16 protein-coding genes are annotated in these 15,992 nt (G+C 67.7%); 2 read left to right on the top strand and 14 right to left on the bottom strand.

The annotated features are described in order from the left end of the window. Window positions 1–54: 54 nt before the first annotated feature. On the top strand, window positions 55–1,515 hold the full coding sequence (locus AC5P8Y_RS05480) for an MATE family efflux transporter (protein WP_033833380.1): 1,461 nt from the start codon (window positions 55–57) through the stop codon (window positions 1,513–1,515). Between the two features lie 69 nt (window positions 1,516–1,584). Here AC5P8Y_RS05480 and AC5P8Y_RS05475 read toward each other — a convergent pair whose 3' ends face one another. The 10 genes from AC5P8Y_RS05475 to ffh all read right to left on the bottom strand — a co-directional run bounded on the left by AC5P8Y_RS05475 (window position 1,585) and on the right by ffh (window position 8,600). After that, window positions 1,585–1,992 carry a DUF1801 domain-containing protein gene (locus AC5P8Y_RS05475; protein WP_033833379.1) on the bottom strand — a complete coding sequence of 136 codons (408 nt, stop codon included), beginning with the start codon at window positions 1,990–1,992 and terminating at the stop codon, window positions 1,585–1,587. A gap of 38 nt (window positions 1,993–2,030) precedes the next feature. Next, window positions 2,031–2,465, bottom strand: a complete 435-nt coding sequence (locus AC5P8Y_RS05470) for a DUF1801 domain-containing protein (RefSeq protein WP_049404748.1) — start codon at window positions 2,463–2,465, stop codon at window positions 2,031–2,033. A gap of 80 nt (window positions 2,466–2,545) precedes the next feature. After that, window positions 2,546–2,926, bottom strand: a complete 381-nt coding sequence (locus AC5P8Y_RS05465; protein WP_012479532.1) for a DUF6404 family protein — start codon at window positions 2,924–2,926, stop codon at window positions 2,546–2,548. 82 nt (window positions 2,927–3,008) lie between these two features. Next, on the bottom strand, window positions 3,009–3,410 hold the full coding sequence (gene rplS / locus AC5P8Y_RS05460; protein ID WP_005408597.1) for a 50S ribosomal protein L19: 402 nt from the start codon (window positions 3,408–3,410) through the stop codon (window positions 3,009–3,011). A 154-nt stretch (window positions 3,411–3,564) separates the two neighbouring features. Next, window positions 3,565–4,323, bottom strand: a complete 759-nt coding sequence (gene trmD / locus AC5P8Y_RS05455; protein WP_049404746.1) for a tRNA (guanosine(37)-N1)-methyltransferase TrmD — start codon at window positions 4,321–4,323, stop codon at window positions 3,565–3,567. A gap of 8 nt (window positions 4,324–4,331) precedes the next feature. Then, window positions 4,332–4,844 carry a ribosome maturation factor RimM gene (gene rimM / locus AC5P8Y_RS05450; protein WP_005408595.1) on the bottom strand — a complete coding sequence of 171 codons (513 nt, stop codon included), beginning with the start codon at window positions 4,842–4,844 and terminating at the stop codon, window positions 4,332–4,334. Between the two features lie 44 nt (window positions 4,845–4,888). Beyond that, window positions 4,889–5,149: a 30S ribosomal protein S16 gene (rpsP, locus tag AC5P8Y_RS05445; RefSeq protein ID WP_005408594.1), complete on the bottom strand. Its 261-nt coding sequence runs from the start codon at window positions 5,147–5,149 to the stop codon at window positions 4,889–4,891. Window positions 5,150–5,246: 97 nt separating this feature from the next. Continuing rightward, window positions 5,247–6,059, bottom strand: a complete 813-nt coding sequence (locus AC5P8Y_RS05440; protein WP_049404745.1) for an aminotransferase class IV family protein — start codon at window positions 6,057–6,059, stop codon at window positions 5,247–5,249. Further along, entirely contained in the window at window positions 6,056–7,132 is a 1,077-nt protein-coding gene (locus tag AC5P8Y_RS05435; protein ID WP_033833376.1) for an NAD(P)H-dependent flavin oxidoreductase, read from the bottom strand. The genes AC5P8Y_RS05440 and AC5P8Y_RS05435 overlap by 4 nt, the downstream gene beginning before the upstream one ends. Window positions 7,133–7,223: 91 nt before the next feature. Continuing rightward, window positions 7,224–8,600 (bottom strand): signal recognition particle protein, encoded by a 1,377-nt coding sequence (gene ffh / locus AC5P8Y_RS05430; RefSeq protein WP_005408591.1) that lies wholly within the window; start codon window positions 8,598–8,600, stop codon window positions 7,224–7,226. A 122-nt stretch (window positions 8,601–8,722) separates the two neighbouring features. Between ffh and AC5P8Y_RS05425 the strand changes: the two genes are divergently transcribed. After that, the gene (locus tag AC5P8Y_RS05425) at window positions 8,723–9,517 is read left to right on the top strand and encodes a cytochrome C assembly family protein (protein WP_033833375.1); all 795 of its coding nucleotides are present in this window, start codon (window positions 8,723–8,725) and stop codon (window positions 9,515–9,517) included. A 99-nt stretch (window positions 9,518–9,616) separates the two neighbouring features. Here the strand turns inward: AC5P8Y_RS05425 and AC5P8Y_RS05420 are convergent, their stop codons facing one another. From AC5P8Y_RS05420 to radA, 4 genes are all read right to left on the bottom strand, one after another. Then, window positions 9,617–10,081, bottom strand: coding sequence for a YqhG/Tai3 family protein (locus tag AC5P8Y_RS05420; RefSeq protein WP_049404740.1), 465 nt, complete (start codon window positions 10,079–10,081; stop codon window positions 9,617–9,619). Window positions 10,082–10,173: 92 nt separating this feature from the next. Beyond that, window positions 10,174–12,480: a tetratricopeptide repeat protein gene (locus tag AC5P8Y_RS05415; protein WP_049404738.1), complete on the bottom strand. Its 2,307-nt coding sequence runs from the start codon at window positions 12,478–12,480 to the stop codon at window positions 10,174–10,176. A 48-nt stretch (window positions 12,481–12,528) separates the two neighbouring features. Continuing rightward, window positions 12,529–14,385, bottom strand: a complete 1,857-nt coding sequence (locus tag AC5P8Y_RS05410; RefSeq protein WP_033833372.1) for an ATP-binding protein — start codon at window positions 14,383–14,385, stop codon at window positions 12,529–12,531. A 121-nt stretch (window positions 14,386–14,506) separates the two neighbouring features. After that, the gene (radA, locus tag AC5P8Y_RS05405; protein WP_049404736.1) at window positions 14,507–15,883 is read right to left on the bottom strand and encodes a DNA repair protein RadA; all 1,377 of its coding nucleotides are present in this window, start codon (window positions 15,881–15,883) and stop codon (window positions 14,507–14,509) included. Between the last annotated feature and the right edge of the window lie 109 nt (window positions 15,884–15,992).

Raw genomic sequence — 15,992 nt, 5'->3', positions numbered from 1 at the left:
CCCGCAAACCGGCTTGGTGCTAGTGTGCGCCTCCCGGGATTCGATCACCACTCCATGGCCAAAGCGCCGCTTGACCTGACCTCCGGCCCGATCGGCCGCAATCTCCTGTTGTTTTCCCTGCCGATCCTGGCCGGCAACATCGCGCAGTCGCTGAACGGTTCGGTGAATGCGGTCTGGGTCGGGCGCTTCCTCGGCGAGGCGGCACTGACCGCCACCGCGAACGCCAACAACATCATGTTCTTCCTGATCGGCTCGGTGTTCGGCTTCGGCATGGCCTCGACCATCCTGATCGGCCAGGCGATCGGCGCGCGCGACATCGCGCAGGCGCGGCGCGTGGTCGGCACCAGCGCTACCTTCTTCATCGGCCTGTCGGTGATCATCGCCATCGCCGGCTGGTTCATGGCCCATCCGCTGCTGGCGGCGATGGGCACGCCGGCCGCCTCGCTGCCATTGGCCGAGGCCTACCTGCAGATCATCTTCCTGGCGATGCCGACGCTGTATGCGTTCGCCTTCCTCACCGCCGCGCTGCGCGGTGCCGGTGACTCGCGCACGCCGTTCCGTTTCCTGATGGTGTCGGTGGCACTGGACATCGTGCTGAACCCGGTTCTGATCTTCGGCATGGGGCCGTTCCCCGCGCTGGGCATCGCCGGCTCGGCCTGGGCCACGCTCGTCGCGCAGACGCTGTCGCTGGCCGGCCTGCTGCTGTACATGCGGCACAAGCGCCACACGTTGTGGCTGGGCCGCGCCGACATGCGCCTGTTCAAGCTCGACCTGACCATCCTGAAAGCGCTGGTGCTCAAGGGCGTGCCGATGGGCCTGCAGATGGTGCTGATCTCGCTGTCGGTGATCCTGCTGATGACCATGGTCAACCAGTACGGCACCGACACCGCCGCCGGTTACGGCGCTTCCCTGCAGCTGTGGAACTACCTGCAGATGCCGGCGATGGCGATCGGCGCGGCGTGCTCTTCGATGGCGGCGCAGAACGTCGGTGCACAGCGCTGGGACCGCGTACGCGGCACCGCACGCCAGGGCGTGCTGTTCAATTTCCTGCTGACCGGCGCGCTGATCCTGCCGCTGGTCCTGTTCGATCGCCAGCTGCTGGCCCTGTTCCTGCCGCCGGCCAGCCAGGCGCTGGACATTGCCCGTCACCTCAACCACGTGGTGATCGGCTCGTTCCTGTTCTTCGGCGTCAGCTTCGTGATCTCCGGCGTGGTGCGCTCCACCGGCGCGGTGATCCCGCCGCTGCTGATCCTGGCCGGTTCGCTGTGGGGCGTGCGCGTGCCGTTCGCCGAGCTGCTGCAGCCGTATTGGGGCGCCGATGCGATCTGGTGGAGTTTCCCGGTCAGCTCGCTGGCGTCGATGCTGCTGTCGTTGGCGTACTACCGCTGGGGCGGCTGGCGCAAGGCGAAGATGATGGGCAAGCCCTCGCACGCCGAGGAACTGGCCACGCCGTCGGAAATTCCGGCCTGCCCGCCGTCGCCGGTGGCCGACCCGGATGCCGCACCGATGCGGTAGTGCCGGCCGCTGGCCGGCAACCTCAAGCCTCTCCAGCAGCATCGCGGCACAGCCGGCCAGCAGCCGGCTCTACCGCTTCTTCTTCGCCGCGTTGAACATGGCCGCCGCGCGCATCAGCGCCTTGAACGCGGCGGCATCCGGCATCGCGCCTTCATGGATATTGATCGCGCGCCGCGTGTTGCCCTCCAGGCTGGCGTTGAACAGGCCTTTGGGGTCGGCCAGCGCCGCGCCATTGGCAAACGTCAGCTTCACCGCCTGCTTGTAGGTCTCGCCGGTGCACAGGATGCCGTTGTGCTCCCACACCGGTGTACCCCGCCATTTCCAGGTTTCCTGCACGTCGGGCAGCGCCTCATGGATCAACGCACGCACGCGTGCCAGCGCTTCGCCACGCCAGTCGCCCAGTTCGGCGATGCGCGCATCGATCAGTTCGGCGGCCGGGGTTCCGGCATCGGCCGGGTTGGGTGCATGCGTGGCCATCAGCGGCTCTCGTCGGCAAGGAGATCAGAACGGTGGGCTTACATGTGTTCGCCGGGCAATGCCGCGGCCTGGCGCACCCAGTCAAGAAACCGGACTTCATCCAGTACGCCATCCTGTGCAATGTGCAGGTAGCGCGTATCGGCACTCCTGGACGGCTCCGGCGGCACCGGTTTCAGCGCAGCGCCGCGGAAGAACGCCACCTTGATATAGCGGGTGAAGCAATGGAAGCTGAGAAACCAGCCTTCGCCCGCGGCCACCGCATACATCGGCGAGTTCCACTTCACCGCCGTGTGCACCCCGGGTACGGCCTGTTCGACCAGCGCATCCAGCCGTGCGCCGATCGGCCGCTTCCAGTCCGGCATCGCCGCGATATAGGCCTGTACCGTGGCATCGCCCTCGCCCTTGGCGATCTGCGGATTACCGCCTGACAACAGCTTGGGCGCAGCGGAAGGTGCGGTTCGCTTGGCAGGCATCGCACGGCACGTCCATCGGGATGATGCCGGCAGCCTACCGCGGCCTGTGCCGGGCGGTCACGGCGCAGTGCGCCATCGGCTCAGTCCGCCTGCCCCGCGCGGAACTGGCGCCACTCCGGCAATTTGCGGTGACGGCGCAGCGAGCGCATCAAGCCGGCCATCACCACGCCGAACAGCGCACCAGCCAACAGCCCGGCCGCCAGCAGCAAGGCCAGCGGACGCTCGCTGCCCTGCCACAGCATCAGCCACATCAGCGCGGTCCAGAACAGCCCGAACAACAGGCCCTGCACCAGCGCATTGGTACCGAAGCCGGCCAGGATCGGCGGTGGCAGTGCGATGCCCATGCGCCACAGCAGGCGATGCAGCAACGGCGCCGACTGCACACGCGCCAGTCCCTTGCCGTCGAGGAAGCGCAACGCCGACTGGATCACGGCGGGATAGCGCGGGTTGATGTCGTTCATCACCTGAGCATGGCCGATGCGATGCCGGAAACGCAAACGGCCACCCGAAGGTGGCCGTCGCGGCAACAACCGAAGTTGTTTATCAGGCCTTTTCGGCCAGACGGGCAGCCTTGGCGGCAGCAGCGGCAGCCAGGTCTTCCTTGATGCGGGCAGCCTTGCCTTCCAGGCCACGCAGGTAGTACAGCTTGCCGGCGCGGACCTTACCACGACGCTTCACTTCGACCGAGTCGATGATGGCGCTGTGGGTCTGGAACACGCGCTCGACGCCGTAGCCGTGCGAGATCTTGCGCACGGTGAACGAGGAGTTCAGGCCGGCGTTCTTGGTGGCGATGACGACGCCTTCGTAGGCCTGCACGCGCTCGCGGCTGCCTTCCTTCACCTTCACGTTGACGACAACGGTGTCGCCCTGGCTGAACTTCGGCAGTTCACGGGTGATCTGGGCGGATTCGAATTCCGCGACGATGGACTTGTTCAGCTTGCTCATGGGTTACACCGATTCTTGTTCGGGTGGGCGTGTCATGTAGACAACGTGGGCTCATGCAGTCACCGGACTGTGCTGCACGTTTGTTGTGGGTACTGCGCGCGCCGGCCTAGGCTGGCGGTAATTGGCCATGATAGCCGATAAAGCCGGCCCTGCGCTAGGGGGCGGCCTTCTGTTTCTGGGCTTGACGGCCCTGTTCCAGCAGCGTGCGGTCGGCCTTGCCCAGCGTCCGTTCATCCAGCAGGTCCGGGCGCCGCTGGGCGGTACGGACCAGCGACTGCTGGCGGCGCCACGCGGCGATGGCCGCATGGTTGCCTGAGCGCAGCACGTCCGGCACGTCGCCCAGAGGGTGCTGGGCCGGCTGGCTGTAGTGCGGACAGTCGAGCAGGCCCAGATCACCTTCGAAACTGTCCTGGGCCGCTGATTCAGCGTCATTCAGGGCCCCGTCCTGCAGGCGGGCCACGGCGTCGATGATGACCGCCGCACCCAGCTCGCCACCCGACAGCACATAGTCGCCGAGGGAGATTTCCTCGTCGACATTGGCTTCCAGGAAACGCTCGTCGATGCCCTCGTAGCGGCCACAGAGCAGGACCATGCGCGGCAGTGCCGCCAGTTCCCGTACCTTGGCCTGGGTCAACGGCGCCCCCTGCGGGCTGAGGTAGATCACCCGCGCCGGGGTCGGATCAGCATCGCGGATCGCCTGCAGGCAGGCCTGCAACGGTTCGATCAGCATCACCATGCCCGGGCCGCCACCGAACGGACGGTCGTCCACCCGGCGGTAGTTGCCTTCGGCGTAATCACGGGGATTCCAGCCATGCAGGCTGAACAATCCCTTCTCCTGCGCGCGCCCGACCACGCCCAGTCCAGCGGACTGGGCGAGGAACTCGGGGAACAGGGTGATGACGTCGAAACGCATGCTCACACTCAGAACTCGGGATCCCAGTCGACCACGACCAGGTTGGCCTCGAAATCGACCGACTTGACGAAGTCCGGCTGCACGAACGGGATCATCCGCTCGCGGTCACCCCGGACCACCACCACGTCATTGGCGCCTGTACTGAACAGGTGCGAGACCTGGCCCAGGGCAACGCCCTCGGTGGTCTTCACGTCCAGGCCTTCCAGGTCCACCCAGTAATACTCATCGGGCTTCGGCGGTGGCAGGGCACTGCGGGCCACATAGATCTCGGTGCCGCGCATCGCTTCAACGGTATCGCGGTCCTCGACGCCGGGGAACCGGGCGACCAGGTGCTTGCCACTGTCGCGGCCACGCACACCTTCAATCGTGGTTTCCACGCCGGACGGGCTGCGCACGATCCACGGCTGGTAACGGAAAATGGCGGAACGTGGCTCGGTCCAGGACTCGAGCTTGATCTCGCCGCGCACACCAAAAGCGCCGACAACCCTGCCCAGCAGGATGCGGCGCTCGATATCTTTCATCTGCTTCAACCAAGAGGGCCACGCCGAAGCGTGGCCCGTCAGGATCAGGCCGCAGCGGCCTGGGACTTGGTCGCTTCCTTGATCAGGTTGCGGACCTTGTCGGTCGGCTGGGCGCCGTTCTTGACCCAATGGTCAACGCGGGCCAGGTCCAGCTCGATGCGCTTCTCGCCGCCCTGGGCGACCGGGTTGTAGAAACCAACGCGCTCGATGTTGCGGCCGTCGCGCGCACTGCGCACGTCGGTGACGATGATGTGGTAGAACGGACGCTTCTTGGCGCCGCCGCGGGTCAGTCGAATCTTGACCATGGTGTTTTTCCTATTGCCCAGTCGCCAGGATGGCGAGGTAAGCGGGCGATTATAGCGGTAGAGTCCGGCCGAGCCAACCCCGGGCGTTCGCTTGGGGTCAGATCCCTTTTGCGCCGCAAAAGGGATCTGACCCCAGCCCCTGCCAAGCCACCGCCGCCAGCACCGCCCTGCCCTGTTCAGCCAGCGCCTGCGAGCTTGGCAGGAGATGCCCGTCGATGGCCTCCAGCGCCCACAGGCCGCTGGCGTTGCAGGCAAAAGCGGCCTTCACACTGCCCAGTTCAGCCAGCGCCAACGGCCGCGCCAACTGCGTATCGGGCCAATGCCGCTTCAGCAGCGCTTCGGCCGTACCGCGCAGGGCCGGCGCCTGCGGCCAGAGCAGCCGTTCACCATCGTGCACGGCCAGGTTCCAGGTGCTGCCTTCACTCACGTCGCCATCAGCGGTCACGAACAGCACATCGTCGAATCCTTCGGCCATCGCCGCGCGGCGCTCGGCGAACAGGCCAAACGTGCCCACGTGCTTGATCCGCGGCATTTCGCGCTGCCAGACCACGCTGCGCACGCGCTTGGGCGCGATCAGGGCCACCGGCGCTGATACTGCCACCAGCACGTCCACCGGCACCGCCGCCAGCGGGTTGCGGAAATCGAACCGGCGCGAGTACACCGTCACCCGCAGCGAGGCATCGGCCAGGCCGGCCTGCTGCAGGGCCTGTGCCATCCAGGTCTGTACCTGCACCGTATCCAGCTCGCTGCCGAACAGTGCACGCGTGGCCTGTGACAGCCGCGCCAGATGCAGGTCCAGTCCCTGCACCGCGTGGTCGCGCACCTGCAGCGAGGTGAAATGGCCGTAGTTGACCAGCGCCGGCAGCAGATCCTCGACCTGTGCCGGCAGGCCGTTGCAGGTCACCGTCATCGCAGCAGCGCCTGCGCCTGGCCCCACATGCCGCGCAGCACGTCGGCGGCCGGCTGTGCCGGCGCCATCCACGCCGACTGCCCGGCCCAGGCCTGCATCGCCGCCAGGCGGTTTTCCTGCGCGGCCTGCTTGCGCATCGGCGCGGTCAGCCCGCGCTGCACCGGGTACGGGCGTGGCGGCGGGGCGCCTTCTGCGGCAGCGGCGCGCACATAGGCGGTCGCCAGGCCGCGGCCCAGGCGGCCGCTGAAGGCGCGGGTCGGCCAGGTGTCTTCCGGTTCGCTGGCGGCCAGCCCATCGGCCCATGCCGAGGCGATCGCTGCTTCGGGCGTGCGCAGGAACGCGGTGCCGATCTGCACCGCGCTGGCCCCCAACGTGAGCGCGGCGGCGATACCGCGGCCATCGGCGATACCGCCGGCGGCAATCACCGGGATCTGCAGGTGATCGGCCAGGCGCGGCAGCAGCGCGAACAGGCCGACCAGCTGGCGCTCGGCCATCGCCGGATCGAACGCACCGCGATGGCCGCCCGCTTCCATGCCCTGCGCCACCACCGCATCGGCACCGGCGTCCTGTGCTGCACGCGCTTCGGACAAGGTGGTCGCGCAGGCGATCCAGGCAATGCCGGCATCCTTCAACTGCTGCACGTGGCGCGGCAGCAACACACCCATGATGGTCGAGGCCACCGCCGGGCGTGCGGCCAGCAGTGCGGCGAACTGTTCTTCGAAGTCGGCGGGCGTGGCATCGGCGGCGCTGGCCGGCACGTCCGGGCCCCACTGCGCCAGGAAGGCGCGGCTGGCAGCCTCGGCGGCAACGTCACGGGTCGGCACCGGATCCGGCACCCACAGGTTCACCTGCGCCGGGCCGGTCGAAGCGGCGCGGAAATCGTCCATCCAGCGACCGATATCGGCCGAAGAGGACAACACCGCGCCCATCGCGCCCATGCTGCCGGCATTGGCCAGCGCAGCCGACAGCGGCACCGGGCAGGCACCGGCCATCGGTGCCAGCAGGATCGGAAGCTGCAATGAAAAACGCCGACAGAAGGTGTCGGCGCGTTCAAGAATCGGCGATGCATTCACGCGACATACCTGTTGGAGAAGTCGCCATCCAGCATACGCCAGTCATTGTGACCGGGGCCGCGTCGCAATGCGCGCCGGCCCCGTCGCTGCATCAACGGAACGGCATGCCGCGGCCGCCCATGGCGCCCATCATGCCCTTCATGCTGCGCAGCATGCCCTTCATGCCGCCGCCGGCCATCTTGCTCATCATCTTTTCCATCTGCATGTACTGCTTCATCAGCTTGTTGACGTCAGCCGGCGTCACGCCCGAGCCCTTGGCGATGCGCGCGCGGCGCGAGCCGTTCAGCAGGTTCGGGTTGCGCCGTTCCTTCTTGGTCATCGAGCTGATGATGGCGATCATGCGCGGCACTTCCTTGCCCTGGCTGACCTGCTGCTTCAGATGGTCGGGGATGTTGCCCAGGCCCGGCAGCTTGTCCATCAGGCCGCCGATGCCGCCCATGTTCTGCATCTGCTCGAGCTGGTCACGCATGTCGTTCAGGTCGAACTTCTTGCCCTTGGCGACCTTCTCGGCCAGCTTGGCCGCCTTGTCCTTGTCGACCTGCTGCTCGACCTGCTCGACCAGCGACAGCACGTCGCCCATGTCGAGGATGCGGCTGGCGATACGGTCCGGGTGGAACACGTCCAGGCCTTCCGGCTTTTCGCTGACGCCGACGAACTTGATCGGCTTGCCGGTGATGTAGCGCACGCTCAGTGCGGCACCGCCACGGGCGTCACCGTCGGTCTTGGTCAGCACCACGCCGGTCAGCGGCAGGGCATCGCCGAAGGCCTTGGCGGTGTTGGCCGCGTCCTGGCCGGTCATGGCGTCGACCACGAACAGGGTTTCGGCCGGGTTCACCGCAGCGTGCAGGGCCTTGATCTCGGCCATCATCGCTTCGTCGATGGCCAGGCGGCCGGCGGTATCGACCAGCAGCACGTCGACGAACGACTTGCGCGCGTCGTCGATGGCGGCACGGACGATGGCTTCCGGCTTCTGGTCGGCACTGGACGGGAAGAACAGCACGCCGACCTGCTCGGCCAGGGTCTTCAGCTGCTCGATCGCGGCCGGACGGTAGACGTCGGCCGAGACCACCATCACCTTCTTCTTGCGCTTTTCCTTCAGGTGCTTGGCCAGCTTGCCCACCGTGGTGGTCTTGCCGGCGCCCTGCAGGCCCGCCATCAGGATGATGGCAGGCGCGGGCACATTGAGGTTCAGGTCGCTGGCTTCGGCGCCCATCACCGCGGTCAGCTCGTCGCGCACGACCTTGATCAGCGCCTGGCCCGGGGTCAGCGACTTCAGCACTTCCTGGCCGACCGCTCGTACCTTGATGCGCTCGATCAGGGCCTGCACCACCGGCAGCGCAACGTCGGCTTCGAGCAGCGCGATGCGCACTTCGCGGGTCGCCTCGCGGATGTTCTCCTCGGTCAGGCGGCCACGGCCACGCAGGCGCTCGATGGTGCCGGAAAGGCGCTGGGTCAGGGACTCGAACATGCGGCGCAACCTGTCTGAAAGCGGGGGACAATAAGGCAGACAGTATAACGGGTCCGGCTGTCTCCCCGGACTGCGGCCACGGGGCCGTCGCCACCACCGCAGGGGTGTGCGAAACTGCAACGATGACAATCGTTCTCATCGCCGTCCTGCTCTACCTGGCTGCCAGTGCCCTGCTGGTGCGCGCGCTCGGCCGCGATGAAACCACCGGCTCGCCCACCTGGCTGTGGCCGGCCCTGCCGGCGATGCTGCTGCATGGCAGCTACCACGTGATGGTGGCGATGCGCACCAACGGCGGGCCGGACATGCACTTCTTCGCCGCGCTGTCGCTGGTCGGCCTGGGCATGGCCTGGCTGACCTCGCTGGTCGGCGCGCGCGGACGCATGTCGGCACTGGGCGTGGTGGTGTTCCCGCTGGCCGCGGCAGCGCTGCTGGCCTACCACAGCTACGGCCACGAACCGAGCAAGGTGCTGGGCTGGCGCCTGGCCAGCCACGCCTGGCTGGCCCTGTTGGCCTACGCCACGCTGAGCATCGCCGCGCTGCTGGCGATCATGCTGTGGCTGCAGGAACGTGCGCTGCGCCGCCGCGAGTTCCGCCCGTGGCTGCGGGCGCTGCCGCCGCTGGCCGACCTGGAATCACTGCTGTTCCGGGTGATCACCGTCGGCTTCGCGCTGCTGACCCTGACCCTGGTCACCGGTGTGCTGTTCGTCGATGACCTGCTGGCACAGAAGCTGGTGCACAAGACTGTGCTGAGCGTGCTGTCGTGGGTCGTGTTCGGCGTGCTGCTGGTCGGCCGCCGCCGCTACGGCTGGCGCGGCATGAAGGCGGTGCACTGGACGCTGGCGGCAATGCTGTTGCTGCTGCTGGCCTTCTTCGGCAGCCAGTTCGTGATCGAACTGGTGTTCGGGCATACGCGATAGAAGCGTGCCGCCCAACGGTCGGCACCCACCCAACATCACCTGGTAGTGCCGGCCGCTGGCCGGCAACTGGACCGCACCCTGCGTGGATGCTGCCGCCGGTCAGGGCACCGGCTGCGCCAGGATCTTCCGCACCGAACGGCCGCTGTTGGTGAGGATGTCATCGACCTGCCAGCAGCCCTGGCCCTGGCGCACCATCGGCAACCGGGTCACGTAGGCCTTCTTCCAGACCAAATAGCGCATTTCTACCTGGCCGGTGGTCGCCGAGGCCTCTTTCCAGCTGTAACGCACGGGGCTGTCGATGTCGCCATCCTGCGCATCCAGCCACGGATCGGAATCGATCGTGCAGATGCCCTCCTCGCGCTGCTGGCAGGCACGCTCATCACGCAGCGCCTTGCCGAAGGCCGCGCTGACCAGCGCGGCCGGCGGATCCAGCAGATCACCGTTGCCAGTCGTCGCCTCGTAGAAGGCGCGGGCCACAGCCGCAGGCTCCCGGCAGGCGGGAGCAGCCTGCACGGCGGGGGCCAGCAGCAGCCCGGTGATCACGAGCATCCCTGTCTTTCGCATGTATTTCTCCTTGAGGGAGTGCCGGCCGCTGGCCGGCACTACAGGATATCCCGGTGCTGCCGGCCAGCGGCCGGCACTACCCGATACCCGGCTTACAACCCGTAACGCTCGATCACGTCCAGGTGCGGCTGGCGATCCTGGTTGCAGGCTTCGGCCAGGCGCAGCCAGCAATGCGGATGCGGCCACGTCGCGGTCTGCTGCTGGAGGAAGCGGTGCAGCGCCAGCGGTGCATGGTCCTGCGGCTGGGCCACGGTGAACAGCAGGCCGGGCAGCGTGCCGTCTTCCACATCGGGGTCGGTGACGGTGTAGTCCGGGCGGCTGTGCGACCACACCTTCCAACCCTGTGCTTCGGCCGCCTCGACGAAGACGTTCCAGGCCTCTTCGCCCGGGTGCGCGCCATCGATCATCCAGCTGCGGGCGAAGCCTCCGCGTTCCAGCACATGCACCTGCGCATAGGTCGGGATGAAATGCTCGCGTGCTTCCTCCTCCTCGGGTGCCGGATGCACCAGCGCGGCATCGAACACCACCCAGTCGCCCACCTGCTGGGCGCGGTTGGACGGCGCGTTCTCGACGATGCGCGCGGTCACCGGTCCGCTGCGACGGGCGTAGTACTCCATCGGCTCACCGTTCTCTTCGCTGCGGATGATCACCCAGCCCCACGGCTCTTCGACCACGCCTTCCTGGCTGGACAGCTCCATGCCGATCGCCTTGGCCGAGCGACGCACGGCGTCCCAATCCCGTGCCGCGCTGGCGGCACTCATGTGGTCCCAATGCGCGGCATTCGGCTCTTCCAGCAATTCAACCAGCTGCGCATAGCAGGCCTGTGCTTCGCTGAAGCGGCCGGTTTCCATGTACATCCGCGCCAGCGTGCCGCGCGCGCCGTGCGAGCCCGGCGACAGCTCCAGCAGGCATCGGGCCGCCTGCTCCAGCGCCGGCCAGTCGGACACGCGGCGTGCACGCTGCACCTCGCACCAGCGCGCGAACACCGGCACGCTGCCACGGTAGAGATCGGCCAGCTGGCGCAGGCCATCGTCGTCGCCCTGCTCGGCCAGCCAGCGCATCAGCGTGTAGGCCGCGGGACCATCGTGCTGCGCATGGCCGCGTACGAACCGCCACAGCAGCGCGCGCGCCTCGGGCTGCGCGCCGCAGGCATTGAGTGCGCTGGCCGCCATCTCGGCCAGCGCCTCGTCATCGGGCAACTCGGCATGCGCCTGCAGCAACCACTGCGCTTCGCGCTCGGGATCGCGCGACTGGTTCTGTTCGCCCTGCGCGTCCAGCCATGCCAGCAGCTCGCCCGCCGGCACCGGTAGCGGTGCGACATCCGGCAACGCGTCGATGCGCGCGGCCAGGCCGGCCACCAGCGCCGCAGCACCACGATCCTGGCGCAGCTGCGCCAGATGGGTGCGGGCCAGTTCCAGCTGCCGCAGTGCCACCCAGCGCGCGCCACGCTGCAGCGCCAGCTCCAGGCTCAGCGCTGCCACTTCGATCATCAGGCGATGCGATCCGACCCGGGCAAAGTGCTCGATGATCGTGTTGAAGCGCGTGCCCAGATCCCAGGTATTGCGCGCAGGATCCCGCTGGCAGAGCGCGGCGGCGGTGTTGGCCCACAGGCGCCAGTAGTTCGGAGTCAGCTCGCTCCACGGCACCAGCTGCTGCAGCGCCTCTTCGTCGCGACCCAGCTGGGCCAGCGCCCAGGCCTTGGACAGGCGGCGCGGCACCGTGCAGTTGGCCGGCTCGTATTCTCCGGACGCAGCAACTTCGGCCTCCCGCTTTTCGATCAGCGCCAGTGCCTCATCGGCACGGCCCATTCCCAGCAGGATCTTGATCTGCATCTCCGGGAAGCTGTCGAACACTTCCTTGCCACAGGCCTCCACGGCATCGGCCTGCGCCTGCAGGTAATCCAGCGCCGCCTGGCCACGACCATCATCGAGCAGCGCATCGGCCTTCTCGCAGCTCAGGCACTGGAAACAGGCCCAGCTCGGATCGATGCGACCCAGTGTTTCATCGCAGACCTCGATGCGCTCGGGCACCCAGCCCGGGCCATCGATGTTGCCATAGCAGGCAGCCAGATCCTGGGTCACGCAGATCGACTGCGGGCATTCCAGCGTGTCATCACGGTGCGCACGTTCGAACAGCGCCACCGCTTCGCCCAGCGCGCTCTCGCCTTCGACGCGGTTGCCGACGCGGTTGCGCAGCGCCCAGTGGCCGACATAGACGTCGACCCACGGGTTGTCCAGCGCCTTGCCCAGCGCACGCGCTTCGGGCAGCAATGCATCGACGCGGTCGATCTGCAGTTCACTCACCTCGTCGGCGAGACGGTTCAGCAGGTGCGCGTTCTGCGCCTGGCCGGCCTGGCGCAGGTCACCCTGCAGTTTTTCGACCCAGTTCCAGATGTCCATGGGGTAAGTGCTCCTGTCTAGCGAAGGCTGGATGAGAAGGTACGGTGCTCAGCGCAGCATCTGCTGCAGGGCACCGGCGATATCGGTAAAGGCGCCGTTGAGATCCGGGCCGGGCGTAGCGTTCGCGCGTGCCAGCGGGCGGCCCTGCGCGGCGACGATGATCTTCAGTGAGCGCAGCAGACGGGCTGCGGCTTCGGCCTGTGGATGCCCCTCGCGCTGGGCGCGCAGCAGCGCCTGCACTGCCGGGTTGTCGAGATTGAGGTACAGCCGCGACGGCGCGCGCGACTCGATGCGTGCGGTGAACTGCCGGGCCAGGCGCAGCGCGGCCATCGACACGCGCTTGTCGTTCTCGTCGTCTTCCAGGCGCTGCTTCAGCTCGGCTTCGCGGTCGGGCACCACCACCACCGGCAGCGACTCGGGGCTGAAGCGTGCCGGCAGCAACTGTTCGCCGTCGCCCAGCTGCTCGCGCAGCCATGCCAGCTGCGCCTCGTCGAGGCTGTCATCGCTTCGGAACAGTGCACGGTTACCCTGCTCGGTCCCCAGTTCAACCAGGCGCAGGCCCTTGGCCTGGGCCCAGCGACGCAGGAACGGCACGACTGCATAGCGGTGGCCATGCGCGACCGGTACCCCCATCGCGCGGAACAGCATCTCCTCGAAGCCACCGCCATTGTCGAGAATCACATGCACGGCACCACGCGCCGGCAGCGCACTGGCCGGCAGGTCGCCCTGCGAAGTCGGCACGCGCACGTGCTCCAACAGCAGGTCGAACAGGCGGTCATCGCACAGCGCCGCGCCCAGCAAGGCCTCATTATGGCGCGTGAGAACGCGTCGCCAGGCTTCCGGCTGCTGCCGTGCGACGTCGGCCAGGCCATCAATCAGCGCCTCCAGCAGCGCGTGCTGCACGGCCCGGTACTGGTCATCGCGCTGCAGGTCTTCGCGGCTGGCGGTGGGCGTCAGCCGCGAGGATTCGATCACCCCGCCGATGAAACCGGCCCACGGCGGCAGCAGGTCGCGCGCATCGTCATCCAGCAGCATGCCGCGCACGAACACCGAAAGATTGCGGTTGTCACTGGTGCCGTAGGTAGCGCCGTCCTGGACCCACAACAGGCCGGTGGCATCGCTGTCGCCATCCGCGCGCAGTGGCACGGTGACGATCGGCTCGAAATCGTGCTCGAAGCGCGCAGCGAACTGCAGCGCCTGGCGACGCGCCTGTACCGGATGCACGACGACGTCACCCTGGCTGCGCCACGGCGGCGGCTCGGGGTTGAGCGCCTCGGCCGCAGCACCGATGAAGATCGGCTCGGACAGCAGCGCGCAATAGCGGCCCAGCACCTCGTGCAGGCGCGCCTCGTTGGCCAGCGGCAGGAAATCCGGATGCAGCTCCAGTTCCACCTCGGTGCCAACCGCGCGCGCCGGCATTTCGCTGACGGTGTACTGCTCGGCATTGCTGGACACGTACAGATGACCCAGTTCCGGCGTCTGGTACGAGGTGGTACGCACGCTGACCCTGCGCGCCAGCACGAAGGCCGACAGGAACCCGAGGCCGAACATGCCGATCAGGCCTTCATCGTCCTCCCCGCCCTGGCGCAGGCCCCGGGTGTAGCCGACGCCCACGGTAGCCAGGTAGTCATGGATTTCCTGGCGGGTCAGGCCGGCACCGGTATCGGTGATGCGCAGCACGCCGGCAGCGGCATCGACCTGCACCGAGATGCGCGACGGCACTTCGATGCCAGGCTGCTCGATGCGGCGACGGATGATCGAGTCATGCGCGTTCTGCACCAGCTCACGCAGCGCCACCACCGGGGTGGAATACAGGTGCTTGCCCAGCACCGTCATCAATCCATTGAGATCGACCCCTGCGCGACGGATTTCGGCGTTGGGGGCGGTGGGCGTGGTGTCCTGCATGTAATCGTTTACTCCTGGGCACGGAAAGACGCCAGAGGGCGCCTTCGTCGAGCGGGAAAAACTAGCACAGGCAGGCTGACCGTTGCCGTATACGACGTTTGTAGAGGCAGGGCCGCGCGCATCACGCCGCGTCGATAGCCTCGGACAGGCGCTCCACCGCGATCACTTCCATGCCCTTCACCGAACCGCCCTTGGGCGCGTTGGCCTTGGGCACGATGGCGCGCTTGAAACCATGGGTGGCCGCCTCGCGCAGGCGGTCCTCGCCGTTGGGCACCGGGCGGATCTCGCCGGACAGGCCAACCTCGCCAAAGGCAATCGTCTTTTCCGCCAGCGGCCGGTCCTGCAGCGAGGACAGCACCGCCAGCAGCACCGGCAGGTCGGCCGCGGTCTCCTGTACGCGGATACCCCCGACCACATTGACGAACACGTCCTGGTCGCCGACCAGCACGCCGCCGTGACGGTGCAGCACGGCCAGCAACATGGCCAGGCGGTTCTGCTCCAGGCCGACCGCGACACGGCGCGGGTTCGACAGCGGCGATGCATCGACCAGTGCCTGCACCTCCACCAGCAGGGGCCTCGTGCCCTCGCGGGTGACCATCACGCAGCTGCCCGGCTGATGGGTGCTGCCGCCGGACAGGAAGATGGCCGATGGATTGGAGACTTCCTTCAGGCCCTTGTCCCCCATCGCGAACACGCCGAGTTCGTTGACCGCACCGAAGCGGTTCTTGAACGCGCGCAGCAAACGGAAGCGGCTGCCGCTCTCGCCTTCGAAGTACAGCACCGCATCGACCATGTGTTCGAGCACGCGCGGGCCGGCGATGCCGCCCTCCTTGGTCACGTGGCCGACCAGGAACACGGCGGTGCCGGTCTCCTTGGCGAAACGCACCAGCCGCGCCGCGCTCTCGCGCACCTGGCTGATCGAACCCGGCGCGGCGGTCAGGCTCTCGGTCCACAGGGTCTGCACCGAATCGGCCACGATCAGCCGCGGGCCCGCCCTGGAGGCATGCTGCAGGATCGACTCGACGCCGGTCTCGGCCAGCGCGTTGACCCCATCCAGTGGCAGTTCCAGCCGGTGCGCACGGCCGGCCACCTGCGCCAGCGACTCCTCGCCGGTGACGTACAGCACCGGCAGTTCGGCCGCCATCTTCGCCACTGCCTGCAGCAGCAGGGTCGACTTGCCGATGCCCGGGTCACCGCCGACCAGCACCACCGCGCCCTCGACCAGGCCACCGCCGAGCACACGGTCGAACTCGCCGATGCCGGTGCTGACCCGGCGGTGCTCGGTCTGCTCCACGTCCTTCAGCGCGGTGATCTTCGGCGGATCGATCTTGCCCGCCCAACCCGCCCGGCGCGACGCCGGCGCCTTGGCCGCCGCCGCGCTCTCCAGCACGATTTCCGACAGCGAGTTCCAGGCGTTGCACTCGGTGCACTGGCCCTGCCACTTGCTGAATTCGGCGCCGCATTCATTGCAGACGTAGGCGGTGCGGGCTTTGGCCATCGGATGATTTCCAGCAACGGGAACAGGCGTGGCAGGATAGCCGAGCCGGGTCGCAGGTGCTGCGACCGCTCAAGTCCCGCCTGCCCGCGCCGATAGCTGTCGCGGGCGT

This window comes from Stenotrophomonas sp. YJH_SMC_12-1 (assembly GCF_059370935.1).
Note: the sequence above shows the minus strand (reverse complement) of the source record. Positions and strands in the feature narration are given on the sequence as shown.